This window comes from bacterium, from assembly GCA_024224155.1.
In the GTDB taxonomy this organism is placed as follows: Bacteria; Acidobacteriota; Thermoanaerobaculia; order Multivoradales; family JAHEKO01; genus CALZIK01.
Genome location: JAAENP010000004.1, coordinates 51,504 through 66,907 on the forward strand (window position 1 = coordinate 51,504; position 15,404 = coordinate 66,907).

Consider the following 15,404-nt stretch of genomic DNA (forward strand, 5'->3'; position numbering starts at 1 on the left):
CGATTCTCCAGGGGCCGGCTCGAGCTGGGAGGTCTGCGGGAGGTCGGGCTCTCGCCTGCGCGCCGCTACGCGCAAACCACTAGAGAACTCCGGCTCGCTCTGCAGAGCGCTTGCGGCGAGCCCCCTGGGCGAATCGCCTGCCCAACCGCCTTGCCTCTGCGCTTCGGCTGGAGACCCCCAGCCATGGCCAAGGAGTTCCGAGTTCTCGATTCGCCCGTGGGAAACACTCCTGCCGGCCTCCGTCGACGCGCGTCGGAGATGACGGTCGAGACGGAACGAAGCCGCCTAGATCGCGTCGAGTGCCACCAGATGCTAGGCGCGCAAGGGAGGAAACCGGAGGCGTACTTGAAGTACGCCGAGGATTTGCGACCGCAGCGCAACGCCGCAGATGCGGCACTCGACGCGATCTAGGCGGCTTCGGAGCCGTGTTGCAGCAGATGCAGCCGGTAGTAGATTCCGCCCAGCGCCATCAACTCCTCGTGACTTCCCTCCTCGCAGAGATGTCCCTTGTGGAGAACCAGGATTCGATCCGCCTTGCGAATGGTCGAAAGCCGGTGCGCGATGACCAGCGAGGTCCGGTTGGCCAAGAGCCTCTCGAGCCCGAGCTGAATCAGACGTTCGGTCTCGGTGTCGACCGAAGACGTCGCCTCGTCGAGAATCAGGATGCTCGGCTCATAGGCGAGGGCACGAGCAAAGGCGATCAGCTGCTTTTGGCCCACCGACAGGCCGGCCCCCCGCTCGCGCACGATCGCATCGAACCCCGAGGGCAGTCGCTCGATGAAATCGAGGGCATGCACCTCACGCGCCGCCCGACGCAGGGCCTCGTCGTCGATTCGGCGATTCCCGAGCGCGATGTTTCCCGCTACGGTTCCCGAGAAGAGAAAAATGTCCTGAAGCACGACTCCGATGGCGGTCCTCAGCCGGTGCAGATCCCACCGCCTGACATCGACCCCGTCGACCAACACAGCCCCCGAGTCGACGTCGTAGAAGCGTTGCACCAGGCTGGCCAGCGTGCTCTTCCCGGCTCCGGTGTGCCCGACGACGGCAACGGTCTCTCCTTCGCCGAGTCGAAACGACATGTCATGCAGGACCTCGTCGCCGGGGTTGTAGCTAAAGCTGACGTTTCTAAACTCGATGCAGCCCGAAACGGCCTTCGGCTTATGTGCCCCCGGCGGGGACTGGATCTCGGGATCCCGATCGGTCAGCTCGAACGTCCTCTCGGAGGCCGCCATCGCCGCTTGCAGGATGTTGTATTTCTCCGAGAGGTCGGCCAGCGGCTGGTAGAAGCGCTGCGCGTACTGGAGAAAGGCCACCAGTGCACCGAGGGACAGCACGCCCGAGACCACCTGCCCGCCTCCGTACCAGAGCACCAGAGCGATGCCGAGGGCGGTGGTCAGCTCGACCGCGGGAAAATAGACGGCGTAGTAGAAAATCGACCGCACGTGAGCGTCGCGATGCGCTCCACTGATCTCGTTCAGCTCGGTCAGTGCGGCCCGCTCGCGATTGAACAACTGCACGATCGACATACCGCTGATGCTTTCCTGCAGAAAGGAGTTGATCGCCGCGAGCTTGGCGCGAACCTCCCGGTACCACTGCCGAGCCCGACGCTTGAACCAGAATGTGAGCAAGAAAAGCAGGGGCAGAATGGCAAACGTCACCAGAGCGAGTTTCCAGTTGAACCAGAACAAAACGCAGACGATGCCGCCCAGCAGAAACACGTCCCCGAAGATGGAGACCAGGCCCGCCGTGAAGAGCTCGTTGAGGGCATCGATATCATTGGTGACCCGGGTCACCAACCTGCCGACCGGATTGCGATCGAAGAACGCCACCGGCAGACGCTGGAGCTTGGAGAACACCTCTATGCGCAGGTCATACATGATCCGCTGTCCCATGAACTGCATGGTCAGTCCCTGGAGGTAGAGAACACAGAAGGTCACCCCCAGGGCCGCGAGGTAGATGCCGCCCGCCCAGGCCAATCCTTGTTGTGAGGTCAGCTCGATGCCCCGTGACGCCAGCAAATCGGAAACCAGTCGGCTCACGGCCGAAGGCTCCGCGCCTTCGGCCCCGGGACTGATGAAGAGGTCGAGCGCCACGGCGGTTGCCAATGGACCGATCAACTGCAAGAGCGACGACAGCACGATCAGGCCGACCGCGGAAGCCGCCATGCCCTTGTGCGGCCAGACGTAGCTCAGAAGCCGGCTCATCAGACGGGCGTCGTAGCCCCGGCTCTCGGCCGCTAGGAGATCGTCCTCGAGGCTCATGGGTCGCGGCACTCTAGCAGTCTGTGATGGTGGTCCCGACCCCGCAGCGGTCCTCGGGCGCCGCCTCGCTAATTGGCGAATATCGGCACGGCCGGACACCGAACGTCACCTGTGACATTTTGCGCAACGCCGCCCATGGCCGGGTTGCTATACTCTCCGAAATCCGTTGAAAACAACGGACTTTAGGGAGTTTCTCGAATGACAACGACGCTCAACGCCTTGCTCAAGGAGATGGTCAATCAAGGGGCGTCCGACCTCCATATTACGACCAACTCGGCGCCCCAGATACGCATTGACGGCAAGCTCCACGCGCTCAACACGCCCGCCCTCACGCCGACCGAGACAAAGAAGCTCGCGTATTCGATACTGACCGACAAGCAGAAGCAGCGCCTCGAGGAGACCTTGGAGCTCGACCTGTCTTTCGGGATCAAGGGGCTGGCGCGATTTCGCGGCAATATCTTCCATCAACGCGGCGCCGTGGCGGCGGCCTTCCGCCAGATTCCCTACGACATCAAAGGCTTCCGGGAGCTCGGTCTCCCCACGATCGTCGAGAAGCTGTGCGAGAAGCCTCGCGGCCTCGTCCTGGTTACCGGTCCCACCGGCTCGGGTAAGTCCACGACGCTGGCCGCGATGCTCGACAAGGTAAACAGCGAAAGACCCGAGCACATCGTCACGATCGAAGATCCCGTCGAATACCTGCACCACCATAAGAAGTGCATCGTCAACCAGCGCGAACTGAACGCAGATACGCTCAGCTTTGCCAACTCGCTCAAGTCGGTTCTCCGGCAGGACCCGGACGTCGTACTCATCGGCGAGATGCGGGATCATGAAACCGTCGAGGCGGCGCTGCGCATCGCCGAGACCGGGCACTTGACCTTCGCGACGCTCCATACGAACTCGGCCGCCCAGACCATCAACCGAATCATCGACATCTTCCCGGCGCATCAGCAGTCCCAGGTTCGAGTCCAACTCTCGTTCGTCCTCGAAGGCATTCTCTGTCAGTCCCTTCTGCCCCGAGCCAGCGGCACCGGCCGCTGTATGGCGATGGAGGTCTTGATACCCAACGCTGCGATCCGCAACCTCATTCGTGAGGACAAGATCCACCAGATCTACGGCATGATGCAAACGGGGCAGTCCAAGTTCGGCATGCAGACCTTCAATCAAGCTCTGGCCGCGCTCTATGCGCGCCGGATCATCGATCTCAAGACCGCCATGAACCGGTCCTCGAAACCAGACGAGCTGCAAGAAATGATTGCCCGTAACACCGCCATCGGAAGCCCGGGCGCGAGGCCGGCACGAGCGGCCAGGTAGCGCCGGATAAGGAGTAGATTCAATGCCGAGTTTTGTTTGGAAAGGACGGGACCGTCAGGGCGACTTTCAAGAGGGCATTCTTCTGGCCGACTCCAAGGACGCCGCGACGGCGGTGCTGCGTCAGCAGCAGATCCGGGTCAACAGTCTGCGCGAGAAAGGGCGTGAAATCGCCTTCCTTCCCCGAATTCCCCGCAAGATCAATCAACAGAGGGTCGCGCTCTTCACCCGACAGTTCTCGGTAATGCTCGACGCGGGTCTGCCACTCGTGCAATGCCTCGAGATCCTGGGAGAGCAGCAAGAGCATCTGGGTTTCGCCCAGATGTTGACGAAAGTGCGATCGGATGTCGAAGGAGGCGCCGCCCTTGCCGAGGCGATGCGCCGCCAGCCCAAGGCTTTCGATGATCTCTACGTAAACATGGTCGCCGCCGGCGAGGCCGGCGGTATCCTCGACGTCATCCTTCAGAGACTGTCGGTCTACCTGGAGAAAGCAGTCAAGCTCAAGAACCAGGTCAAGTCCGCGATGATGTACCCGGTCACGGTCATCACCATCGCCATCGCGGTGGTCTGGATCATTCTGTGGAAGGTCATCCCGGTCTTCGCCCAGCTCTTCGCCGGTCTTGGCGGCGAGCTTCCGGCATTGACCCGGTGGGTCGTCGCCATGAGCAACTTCCTCGCCAGGTACTCGATCTGGATCATGCTCGCTCTGGTGGCGGCTTTCTTCGCTATCCGGGCTTATCACAGAACCGAGAAGGGGGCTCGCGTTCTGGACGGGCTCTTGCTCAAGATCCCTGTCCTGGGGGAGATTCTGCGCAAGATCGCCGTTGCCCGTTTCTGCCGGACTCTCTCGACGCTGACATCCTCGGGCGTGCCCATTCTCGACGGTCTCGAGATCACCGCCAAGACAGCGGGCAACACGATCATCGAAGACGCAATCATGGTCACTCGCCGGAGTGTCGAGGAAGGTAAGACCCTAAGTGGCCCACTCGGAGAGACCAAGGTGTTTCCACCGATGGTGGTTCAGATGATCAATGTCGGCGAGCAGACCGGTGCTCTGGACCAGATGCTTTCGAAGATCGCCGATTTCTACGAGGACGAGGTCGACACCGCGGTGGCCGGCATGGTCAAGCTCCTGGAGCCGATCATGATCGTGGTCCTGGGTGCCATCATCGGAACTATCGTGGCCGCCATGTACCTGCCTCTCTACACGATCCTCGGCTCCATCCAATAGGCGCCGAATCAGGAGAGTGCCGGTGAGCCCGCAGAGCGTAGGCACCCGGGGAATGGGTCCAGACACGCTGCTGGTGAGGCCCGAGGTGAGGCTGTTCAACCAGCTGCGCTGGATGATCATCCTGAGGCTGGTGGCAATCACCAGCGTCGTACTGCCCTACTTCCTTCTGCAGCTGGCCGACAGCTCGAGGAGCCTGACCTTCGACCTTCTCTTTCGCGGAGCCGGAGTCACCTACGCCGCCAGTCTCGTTTACCTGATCCTCTTGGCGCTGCGCTCGCCAGCGGCCAACGCACAAGCGTACATTCAGTTCGTCGGCGACCTCGTACTGATATCCGCGCTGGTGTTCTACGTCGGAGGCACATCCAGCCCGTTCACGATCCTCTACCTCATCGTCATCACCGAGGCCTCGGTCTTTCTGAGGCGCCGGGCCGGCATTCACGTCGCGAACCTGGCCTGGCTGCTGTACGCGGCCATCGCCCTCGTCACTGCGCAGGGTTGGGTCTCGGCTCCCGGCGGCCAGGTCTTGCCGGAGATTTCGGCGCTACGCCTGGTCTATTACCTGATCATCCACCTGATCGGATTCTACGCGGTCGCCTTCATGACCGCGCATCTGGCCGCCAACGTGGCCCGCGCAGAGCGCGCCCTGGAACGCAAGGGCGAACGTCTGGCGGAGCTGCGGGTAGCCTACAGAGATGTAATCGAGTCCATTCCGAGCGGACTGATGACGACAGACCAGGGCGGGTTGGTCACCAGCGCCAACATCGCCTCGCAGGAGATCCTTCGCAAATCCTCAGAGCACCTGCTCGGCGAGCCGGTGTACGAGATGGGTTTGTTCTCCAAGCAGGCCTGGAACGAGCTCAAGAACGACGCCAATCGGCGACAGCGGACCCGGCTCGACACCAGCTACCAGGTCGGGGACGACGAGATCTCGATCGGATACACGCTGAGCCCCCTGAGTGGCGGTGACGGTCCGCTAGCCGGCTTCATTCTGATTTTCCAGGACCTCTCCGAGTGGCGCCGGCTTCAGGAAGAGATCCGATTGAAGGAGCGGATGGCCGCCGTCGGGCAGATGGCCTCCGGCCTCGCCCACGAGATCGGCAACCCACTCGCAGCGATCTCGGGCTCCGTCCAGATGCTCTCATCCGGAGTTCCGGAGGCGTCCCCGAAACGCAGGCTGCTCGACATCATCCTCAAGGAAAGCCAGCGACTGGATCGGACCATCAAGAACTTCCTCCAGTTCGCGCGCCCCAAGGAAGCCGCCAGTGTCAGATTCGACGTAGCCGCCCTGGTCTCGGAAAACGTCGCCCTGTTGCGCAACAGCGACGAAGTTGACCCGGGGCACGAGATCGAGTTGGCACTCGAACCCGACAGCGTCCACCTGGTCGGCGATCCCGACCAGATCAGTCAGATCTTCTGGAACCTGGCCCGCAACAGTCTCCGGGCCATGAAGGACGGCGGCAAACTACACATCAGCGGCAGCCTCGTCGATGGCAACTATCAACTCGATTTCCTGGACACGGGGTGCGGGATGACGGCCGAGGAAAAGTCCCGGATGTTCCATCCCTTCCGGTCGTACTTCGACAGCGGGACCGGTATCGGCATGGCCATCGTCTATCGAATCGTCGAAGAGCACAACGGCCAGGTGCACGTCGACAGCCATCCCGACCAGGGCACTCGAATACGCGTCGACCTCCCCGGCGCCGTAGCCGCTTCCCAACCCGTACCCATGGAGGCCTAGGAAGCCGTGCCGAGCTATCGAATTCTAATTGTCGACGACGAGAACAGCCTGCGGGATTTCTTGAGAATGCTGCTCGAAGAGCAGGGCTACGCCACCCGCGAGGCGGACTCGGTCGGGGCCGCCCGCTCGGTCCTGGCCGAAGACTCCTTCGACTTGATTCTCTGCGACATCATGATGCCGGACGGCAGCGGACTCGACCTTCTCAAGGAGATCAAGGAATCTCCCGCCGCCGAAACAGCGGTCATCATGATGACCGCCTACAGCTCGACCAAGTCAGCCATCGAGGCCATGAAGCTGGGAGCGTACGACTACGTACCCAAGCCCTTCGACGTCGATGAGCTCAAAGTGATCATCGAAAAAGCGGTCGAGCGCAACCAGCTCCTGGCCGAGAACGTCTACCTTCGCAAGGAGCTCGAGCAGAAGTACGGCTTTTCCAACATCATCGGCCGCAGCGGGCGCATGCAGGAGATCTTCGCCCTCATCGAGCGCGTCAGCCGAACCACCTCGACCGTTCTGGTTCAGGGCGAAAGCGGCACCGGGAAAGAGCTCATCGCACGCGCGATTCACTTCGCCAGCCCCCGATCTCAGACGCGTTTTCTTTCGATCAACTGCGGCGCTCTTCCTGAGACCCTGCTCGAGAGCGAGCTGTTCGGCCACGAACGGGGCGCATTTACCGGGGCGGTCAAAGACAAAAAGGGGCTGTTTCGCGAAGCCGACAAGGGCACGCTGTTCCTGGATGAGCTGGGCGAGATGAGCACCTCCATGCAAGTGAAGCTCTTGCGCGTCCTCCAGGAAAAGAAGGTGCGCCGGGTGGGCGGTCACGAAGAGGAGCCGGTCGACGTTCGTATCATCGCCGCCAGCAATCAAGACCTGGAGGGCCTGGTCGAGGCCGGCGAGTTTCGCGAAGACCTCTACTACAGAGTCAACGTCATCCCGATCGAGATCCCCCCATTGCGCCACCGGCGAGAAGACATCCCCCTGTTGGTGGACTTCTTCATCAAGAAATACGCGAGTGAGATGGGGATCGAGACTGAGCGTGTCGACCTCGACGCGATGCACCTTCTCGAGTCTTACCGATGGCCCGGCAACGTGCGCGAGCTCGAGAATGTCATCGAGCGAGCCCTGGCTCTGACCACCGGCGGCTCGATCGGTGTTCAAGACATTCCTGCCCACCTGCGCAATCCGATCAAGCACAAGGACTCCTGGATGGAGCTCCCCGCGGAGGGCATGGACATCGAGGTTCACCTCGAGGGCATCCGCCGTACGTTGATGTCCCAAGCGTTGGATCGAAGCGGCGGCGTGCAGACCAAGGCTGCCGAGCTGCTCGGAATCAGCTTCCGATCGTTCCGGTACTATGCGAAGAAGGTCGGGCTCACCGGAAGCGAGGCGCACGAGCTCGACAAACAAGTGGCCATCAAGGGCGCCTAGGGGCCGGCCAGTCCTGGCTAAGCGATATCGCGCTTCTTGGCCGCGCTCACCGCGCCGCGGCGGACGCGGATCATCTCGGCGAGAATCGAGACCGCGAGCTCTCCGGGCAGATCGGCCCCGATCGACAGTCCGATGGGCGCGCAGAGGTCGCGCTCGTCCGGATCGAGACCGCGATCGAGGAGCTCCCTTCGCACTCGCTCGACCTTGCGCTTGCTTCCCATCAGACCCAGGTAAACCAGGCGCTCCAGACGTTGCTTCAGGATCGAGGTCAGGGCGGCCAGGTCGGTCTCCCAGCAGCGGCTGACCACCGCGACATAGAGCTCCCGATCGGCCTCGCTTTCGAGAAAGGGCCGCGAATGTTCGCGGTCGATCGCGACGATCTTCGTGCCGGCGGGAAAGAGATCCGGCTCTCGAAACTCCTCGCGATCATCGGCAACCAGGACATCGAAATCGCAGAGCTCTGCATTGCGGGCCAGTGCCTGGCCGACCGGACCACCACCGCAGATCGCGAGGAGTGGTTTGCTCACAAGAACCTCCAGGAAGACCTCGACGAGACCCCCGCAGACCATACCGGTAGCCTCGCCTCGCACCGCGGTCTCGGTTAGATAGTAGCGCTTGACCTCGGACTGGGGATCGCGCTCGGCGAGCTTCGCCTTAGCATCGTCCCTGACCAGCGCCTCGAACGCGCCGCCACCGAGGTTGCCGTAGGTCGAACCGTCGGTCCGAACCAGGAGCTTCCACCCTGGCTTGCCCGGGCTCGAGCCCTCGGTTCGAACCACCTGGCAAAGAGCGGTGCGGCCTTGGCGCCGCACGCTGTCCTCGGTTTCCTTGAGAACCTCTGACGGAGTCGGAAGCTTCATTTCGCGAACACCCCGGTCCCGCGCTCTCTAGTCGGACGGAGAGGAGGCCTTCGCCGAGGAGCTCTCCGCCGGAGCCCGGCTCGAGCCGCTCGAACCGCCGGCGTCTTTCGACTTGTCGGCGCCTTTCGATTCCGCCGAATCGGCCGCCTTGCTCGAACCGGCCGCGGCCTTTCCCGCCCCGCTCTCATCCGGTTTCCCCGGCGCCTTGCCCTTGCCCGCGTAGTCGGTCACGTACCAACCGCTGCCCTTGAACTGAAAGGCCGGCGCCGACATCAGCTTCTTCACCTCCCCACCGCACTTGGGACATTCGGCCATTACGGAATCGGAGCTCAACTGGAGGTGCTCGGTGTGCTCTCCGCATTCAATGCACTCGTACTCGAAAATCGGCATGGATGAAACTCCGAGCCAGCCGGCGGTCAGCCGGAAAAAATATCGTCCTCCGACTTCAATTGCACCTTGACCTGCGCTGTTGCTTCGGAATCGACCGCGGGCGACTGGCGCCGGACGAGATGCAGAATCTGGAAAGCATAAAGGAGTTTGACGTTTTCCGCAGCACTCAGAGGCTCCAGTGAGCAGAGATCGTAGAACGACTTCTTGCCGTCGACGGCAATCAGGAGCCGGTAGGCATTCGAGTCGAGTCCGATCTCGATCAGGTCCTCCCACTGAAAAGTGGCTTCGAACACGGTCGAGCGCTTGCCCAGGCGCTCGACCAGGGGCCTCGCCTCGGGGGCCTGCCGGATGCCGTCGAAGATGACCCGCCGGAGCGGCAGCTGAATGCGCACTCTCTGGGATCTCTCCTCGTCGGCGCCGACGTTGAAACTGACTTCACCGTCCTGCCAGAAGAAGAGACTCCACACGATCTCCTCGATATGGGCCTGAATAGCCTGGTAGACCTGGCGTGGGGTCAGGATCCCGAGCTCGAGCAGCAGCACCCCGAATCGCTTCTCGCTGGAGGAGCGAGCGCTGGCCACGACCTGGTAGTCCTCCTCGGTGAGCTTGCCGGAGCGCTTGAGATACTCGCCGAGGCTGTCGCCCCGGTCGGTCGAGGCGGCATGAACGACCAATCCGTCCTGAAGCACGATCTTCTTCACCACCGTCCCCTGCTTCGCCTGAATGGTTCCCCCGACTCGAAAGCGGTGCACCGTGTAGAGCATCTCCGGGAGAGTGACCTCTCTCAAACTTGCTCGATATTCGAACTTGCGGTTCATCGGCTTTAGAGGTCCCGATCGGCCATCTGTCGGGTTTCTGCCGCGGTCAATATAGCATCGGAGTAAGCCGAGACTCTGTTAACCGGCACACATCCACCAATTCTGTAGAGTACGCCGAATGGCCTGGATCTCGCCGGAAGAAGCGTGGCGTTGGCTGGCCGAGGGGCTGGGCCCTCAGGCTCCCGAAACGGTGTCTCGTCGCCGAGCGGCCGGGCGGGTGCTGGCGGCTCCCGTCCGTGCGACCGTCGACCTGCCGCCCTGCGACATGTCTGCGATGGACGGCTACGCCGTCTCCGAGCCGGTGACCGCAGGAAGCAGTCTGCCGGTTACCGCGACGATCGCAGCCGGGGACGGCCCCGGCCACATTCTGACCGCCGGCTCAGCGGTCCGCATCATGACCGGAGCCCCGGTTCCCGCAGGCAGCGAGGCCGTCGTTCCGGTCGAGCAGACCGATGCCGGCGAAACGACCGTGACCTTCTCGGCGGCCTCCCAAAGCGGCGCCCACATCCGCCAGCACGGCGAGGTCGTCCGTGCCGGCGACGAGATTCTCAGCACCGGCACACCGGTGACGGCCACGGTTCTCGGTCTCCTCGCGGCCCATGGCACCGCGGAGATCGAAGTCTACGGCGTGCCCCGGGTCGCGACCTTGAGTACGGGCGACGAAATCCTACCGCCCGAGGAAGAACCGGGCCCCGGACAGCTTCGAGACACCCACGCGGATTTCCTGCTGGCCGCTGGCAGGACTCTGCATCTCGAGTTCCAGGCACTGGGGATCGCACGTGACAATGAGGCGGACCTCGCCCGACATATCGAGCAAGGTCTCGAACATGACGTGCTTCTGATCTCCGGGGGAGTGTCCAAAGGCATCTTCGATCTGGTCGAGGACGTCCTCGCCCGATATGGTTGCAGAACTCTCTTTGACGCCGTCGCGGTCCAACCGGGCAAGCCGCTGGTTGCCGCGCGCCACGAGAATGGATGGGTCTTCGGTCTTCCCGGGAATCCGGCTTCGGCCATCGTCTGCTTTCACCTCTTCGTACGGCCGTTCTTGCGCACGATGCTGGGATTCGAAGACGGCTACTGGCACGGGGCGTTGCGGGCCCAGCTCGCGGCGCCGCTGCCCGGGGCCCGTAAGCGCGATCGCTTCGTGAGCGCCTCAGTACGGACCGAGGACGGCCGCATCCTGGTCACGCCGCACTCGCCCCAAGGCTCCCACGACGTTATCGCCTACGGCCACGGCTCGGCGCTCGTGCGCATCACGGCCCACTCCGAGCCGACCGCGCCCGGCGAGAGCTGCGAAGTTCTTCTCCTACCCGGCTGATCCCGCCCGCCCCGCCCGGTCGCGCACGCAGCCGCCGACGCTACCGAGCTCGCGGCCATACCCAGATCGACCGCTACGAATCTGTTGATTCGGGAAACCACGTCCCGAGCCGATTCGACAGGTACTCGGCCCAGATAGTCGAATCGGTGATCCATGCCCCGCGACTCAATCGGCCCGTCCAGGGCATAGGCGAAGGCCGACTCCGCAGGTACCCGGCCCAGACAGTGGAATCGGTGATCCACGCCCCGCGGCTGAATGAGCGCCGCGTGCGCCTCGGAGGGAGCCTCTCCGTGCTCCCGAAGAGGCCGCACCGGCGCGACTCAATCGGCCCGGTCGACACCGCCGAGCGGCGAGCCGAGACGTTTATCTACTGAAACGTGTCGCAGGCCTGTGGGTCGCCGGTCTCGAGGCCGCGATAGAGCCAGCGCTGGCGCTGCTCCGAGGAACCGTGAGTCCAGGACTCGGGCTGCACGTAGCCGTTGCTCTTTCTCTGAATCGAGTCATCCCCGATCGCGGCGGCGGCCCGCAAACCCTCCTCGAAGTCGCCCGGCTCGATCAGGTTGCGTTGGCGATTGGCGTGGTGGCCCCAGACTCCGGCCAGACAATCCGCCTGCAGCTCGAGCTTGACCGAGAGCTGGTTGCCCTGTTCCCGTGAGGTCCGCTGGCGGGCGCGCTGGACCTGGTCGCTTATGCCCATCTGGTTCTGAATGTGGTGACCGACCTCGTGGGCGATGACGTAGGCCTGGGCGAAATCCCCGGGCGCTCCGAATCGACGCTCGAGCTGATCGAAGAAGCTCAAGTCAAGATAGACCTTGCTGTCGGCGGGACAGTAGAAAGGTCCGACCGCCGCCGAGTTGAAACCACAGGCTGAACGTACCTGACCCGAGAACAAGACCATGGCCGGCTCCTGATACCCCGAACCGAGAAGCTGATTCCAGGTGTCTTCGGTGTCCGCGAGCACGACGGACGCAAACTCGCCCAACGTGTCCCGGGGACTCGCTCCAGGGCCGCCGGAAGTGGATCCGGGTGCCGGCATGCCCTGCCCGACCTGGGCGTCCTGGATCACCTCGATCAGCTGCTGCGGGTCGCGCCCGAACATCCAGGCGAGCAGTACGATCACGATCAGGCCGCCGCAGCCGATCGGTGCACCCCGTCGAGCCATGCCGCCACCCATGCCGCGCCGATCTTCGACGTTCGCACTCGTCCTGCGTCCTTGCCATCTCATGCTCTCCTCCTCCTCCGTCCGATCCCGGGTACCAAAATCCTACCCCACGCCCCGCGCGGCTTCGATCGCCAAGGTTCTTGGAAACGGAAGGTCCGCGCGGCAGCGCGCGGGCCGCTAGACGATTCGCTCGCGGATCTTGGCCGACAGGATGTCCATGCCCCAGACGGTCACCGCGATCAGAAGCACCAGCGTGCCGACCTCGCCCCACTGCCCGAGGTCGACCCTCGGCTTCAGGATGTAGCCGATGCCGCCGCCACCGACGAAGCCGATGATGGTCGACATCCGGACATTGATGTCCCAGCGGTAGATCGTGAAAGACAGGAACGGTGGAATGACCTGCGGCACCACGCCGTAGCGCATCACCTGCAGCATTGAGCCTCCGGTGGCCGTGATCGCGTCTACCGGTCCGGTGTCGATGTTCTCGATCTGCTCGGAATAGAGCTTGGTCAGCGCCGCGATCGAGTGAACCCAGAGAGCCAGAACGCCCGCGAACGGTCCGATGCCGACCCAGGAGATGAAGATCAGGGCCCAAACCAGAGGCTCGACCGCGCGGGTCAGGTTCATCGCCGTGCGGGTGAGCGTATAGATCGTCCGCGACCAGAAAGTGCCCCTGGTCAGATTGCGAGCCGCCATGAACGAGAACACGAAAGCTACCGGAATCGCGAACGCCGTCGCCATAAAGGCCAGGAAAATCGTCTGCACCAGTAGCACCATGCCCTGATGAAGCACCGTCGACGACGGGTTGAGCAGCCCTCGGACGATGTCCTGCGCCTTGTTGAACTGAGTCAGAAACTGTACCAGCTGGACCTCGGTGATCAGCCAACCGGTGAAGAACGTCACCTCGGCGAGCAGGAAAGCGAACCAGCCTCGACAGGTACGCGTCCACGGCGGCCCCTCGGTCTCGGTGCCATGAATCAGCGCGTTTCCGGGCGAGACCGTGACCACACCCTTTGCCCTGCCCCACAGAAGAGCCGCAACCGCGGCGCCCAATGTGGCGCGGCCGTAGTGCAACAGATCCAGGATCTCCTCGGCCAGAAGCAGGAAACCCGTCGGGCTGCGCCGCCCCGAGAACGCGATCAGCAGGAACTCGATCATCAAGATGCCGAGCCAAATCAAAACCGCATCGATCAGAAAGACCTGAAGCGGCTCGAGTGCTCTCTTCCAAGCCGTTTTCGGGCTACCTTCGCTCATGCCTCCACCGCCAACCCCGTCGCGGGCTCGGCTTCCTCACCGTAGATATCCTTGAAGGTCTGGGCGTTGAAGCCTTGAGGATCACCCTCGTAGACCAGCTTGCCGTCACGCAGCGCCATCAAACGGGTCGCATACCGCTGGATCAGATCCACGTCGTGAAGAGTGCACACCACGGTCAGCCCCTCTTCGCGATTCAGGACCTCGAGATGGCGCATGACCGAGTGCCGGAGGGCCGGATCGAGGGAAGCGACAGGCTCGTCGGCGAGAAACAGCTTCGGGTCCTGCATGAGAGCCCTGGCCACGGCCACCCGCTGCTGCTGGCCACCCGAGAGAGCGTCGGCGCGGCTACCCCCGCGGTCGCCCAGGCCGACCCGGTCCAGGCATGCCTGGGCCCGCCGCCGCTCTTCGTCCGAGTAGCGCATGGTCAGGCTGCGCAGCAGCGAGGTTCGGCCCAACGCTCCCGAGAGCACATTCGCCATCACCGTGTGGCGCTTCACCAGGTTGAACTGCTGGAAAATCATGCCGATGCTAGCCCGCAGCTTCCTGAGCTCGGTCCCCCTGGCGCCGGTCATCTCGTCTCCGAAGACCCAGATCCGACCCTCGGTCGGGTCGTGGAGCCGGTTGATGCAGCGCAACAGGGTCGACTTACCTGAGCCCGATAGGCCGATTACCACCAGAAACTCGCCCTGCTCGACCTCGAGCGACACGTCCTCGAGCGCGCGCACCGGACCCGGAAAGACCTTGGTGACGTTCTCGACCCGAACCGCGATGTTGTTGTCGCCCACTATCCCGACTTCTTCCTTCTTTCGAGCTTCTCCTCGGCGGCTTCCATCAGACCTTCGGCGCTGATCCCCGACGCCTCGAGCGCCAGGCGGAAGCCGTCGAAGGCGGAATCATCGATCTCCGCCGCACCCACCGCCGTCAGCAGGGCGTTGTAGACATCCTGCCCTTCCGGCGTCCGGAGATAGCGCTGGAACGAATCCACGAAGCGCTGCCAGATCTCCTCGGGCAGGCCCTTGCGCGCGGCGCAGAGATCGTTCGGAATGGGATCGGTGAGCGCGATGATGCGCACCGTCTCGAGAAAGGCCTCGCGCTCCTCGTCGGTCTCGAATCGGCGCATGATGATGTAGCGCGCATCCCCGACATAGAGGCTCTCCTCGCGCTGCTTGATGCCCGGCGGCGAGTAAAAGGTCGATCCGGCAATCGCCTTGCCGTCCCAAACCGCCTGGACGACGTTGGGATGCCCGCCGGCGAAATACACGCGACCCAACGAAACGTTGTTGCGCTCGAGCAGCATGCGCGGAAAGATGTGCCCCGAAGTCGAGGTCTCGTCCGAGAAGGCGAAGCTCCGACCGTTGAGATCTCCCAGCCGGCGGATGCCCGAATCCCGTCTCGCCATCACGCAGCCGCGATAGACGGTGTCGAGGTCCTGTACCGGCTCCTCGGTCTCATAGACGATCCGGGTGCGCTCGAGCGTGCCGGGCTGGTCGTACTCGAGCTCCTTGCGGCCGTCGCCAATCAGGTCGTAGGGCCCTGAAAAGACGTGCGTCGAAGCGGCGGCGGCGATCTCGAAGGGGCGGTCGACCAGCAGTCGGACGGCCACCTTGTCGCTCTCCGCCTCGACCTCGGTCCACCC

Annotated in this window: 13 protein-coding genes; 5 read left to right on the forward strand and 8 right to left on the reverse strand. The window is 63.2% G+C overall.

What is annotated here, in order from left to right:
* Positions 1–407: 407 nt before the first annotated feature.
* Entirely contained in the window at positions 408–2,261 is a 1,854-nt protein-coding gene (locus tag GY769_00280; GenBank protein ID MCP4200355.1) for an ABC transporter ATP-binding protein, read from the reverse strand.
* 198 nt (positions 2,262–2,459) lie between these two features.
* Between GY769_00280 and GY769_00285 the strand changes: the two genes are divergently transcribed.
* From GY769_00285 to GY769_00300, 4 genes are all read left to right on the forward strand, one after another.
* Entirely contained in the window at positions 2,460–3,572 is a 1,113-nt protein-coding gene (locus tag GY769_00285) for a type IV pilus twitching motility protein PilT (GenBank protein ID MCP4200356.1), read from the forward strand.
* A gap of 22 nt (positions 3,573–3,594) precedes the next feature.
* Entirely contained in the window at positions 3,595–4,800 is a 1,206-nt protein-coding gene (locus GY769_00290; GenBank protein MCP4200357.1) for a type II secretion system F family protein, read from the forward strand.
* Between the two features lie 22 nt (positions 4,801–4,822).
* Positions 4,823–6,538, forward strand: a complete 1,716-nt coding sequence (locus GY769_00295) for a PAS domain S-box protein (protein ID MCP4200358.1) — start codon at positions 4,823–4,825, stop codon at positions 6,536–6,538.
* A gap of 66 nt (positions 6,539–6,604) precedes the next feature.
* Positions 6,605–7,966, forward strand: a complete 1,362-nt coding sequence (locus GY769_00300) for a sigma-54-dependent Fis family transcriptional regulator (GenBank protein MCP4200359.1) — start codon at positions 6,605–6,607, stop codon at positions 7,964–7,966.
* A 17-nt stretch (positions 7,967–7,983) separates the two neighbouring features.
* On the opposite strand, the gene GY769_00305 is transcribed toward GY769_00300, so the two are convergent.
* Genes GY769_00305 through GY769_00315 form a run of 3 tightly spaced genes read right to left on the reverse strand, consistent with a single transcriptional unit; the run spans position 7,984 to position 10,004 of the window.
* Positions 7,984–8,826, reverse strand: a complete 843-nt coding sequence (locus tag GY769_00305) for a hypothetical protein (GenBank protein MCP4200360.1) — start codon at positions 8,824–8,826, stop codon at positions 7,984–7,986.
* A 27-nt stretch (positions 8,827–8,853) separates the two neighbouring features.
* On the reverse strand, positions 8,854–9,216 hold the full coding sequence (locus GY769_00310; protein ID MCP4200361.1) for a zinc ribbon domain-containing protein: 363 nt from the start codon (positions 9,214–9,216) through the stop codon (positions 8,854–8,856).
* A gap of 26 nt (positions 9,217–9,242) precedes the next feature.
* Positions 9,243–10,004, reverse strand: a complete 762-nt coding sequence (locus GY769_00315) for a DUF4388 domain-containing protein (GenBank protein MCP4200362.1) — start codon at positions 10,002–10,004, stop codon at positions 9,243–9,245.
* A 148-nt stretch (positions 10,005–10,152) separates the two neighbouring features.
* Here GY769_00315 and GY769_00320 point away from each other — a divergent pair, with 148 nt between their 5' ends.
* A complete protein-coding gene (locus GY769_00320) occupies positions 10,153–11,352 on the forward strand; it encodes a molybdopterin molybdotransferase MoeA (GenBank protein ID MCP4200363.1) in 1,200 nt (399 codons plus the stop codon).
* A 367-nt stretch (positions 11,353–11,719) separates the two neighbouring features.
* Here GY769_00320 and GY769_00325 read toward each other — a convergent pair whose 3' ends face one another.
* The 4 genes from GY769_00325 to GY769_00340 form a co-directional block, all read right to left on the reverse strand.
* Entirely contained in the window at positions 11,720–12,577 is an 858-nt protein-coding gene (locus GY769_00325) for a zinc metallopeptidase (protein MCP4200364.1), read from the reverse strand.
* A gap of 114 nt (positions 12,578–12,691) precedes the next feature.
* A complete protein-coding gene (gene phnE / locus GY769_00330; protein ID MCP4200365.1) occupies positions 12,692–13,768 on the reverse strand; it encodes a phosphonate ABC transporter, permease protein PhnE in 1,077 nt (358 codons plus the stop codon).
* Positions 13,765–14,553, reverse strand: a complete 789-nt coding sequence (gene phnC / locus GY769_00335) for a phosphonate ABC transporter ATP-binding protein (GenBank protein MCP4200366.1) — start codon at positions 14,551–14,553, stop codon at positions 13,765–13,767. The genes phnE and phnC overlap by 4 nt, the downstream gene beginning before the upstream one ends.
* Positions 14,553–15,404, reverse strand: an 852-nt coding sequence (locus tag GY769_00340) for a PhnD/SsuA/transferrin family substrate-binding protein (GenBank protein MCP4200367.1), incomplete at its 5' end; no start/stop codon positions are given. The genes phnC and GY769_00340, both read right to left, overlap by 1 nt.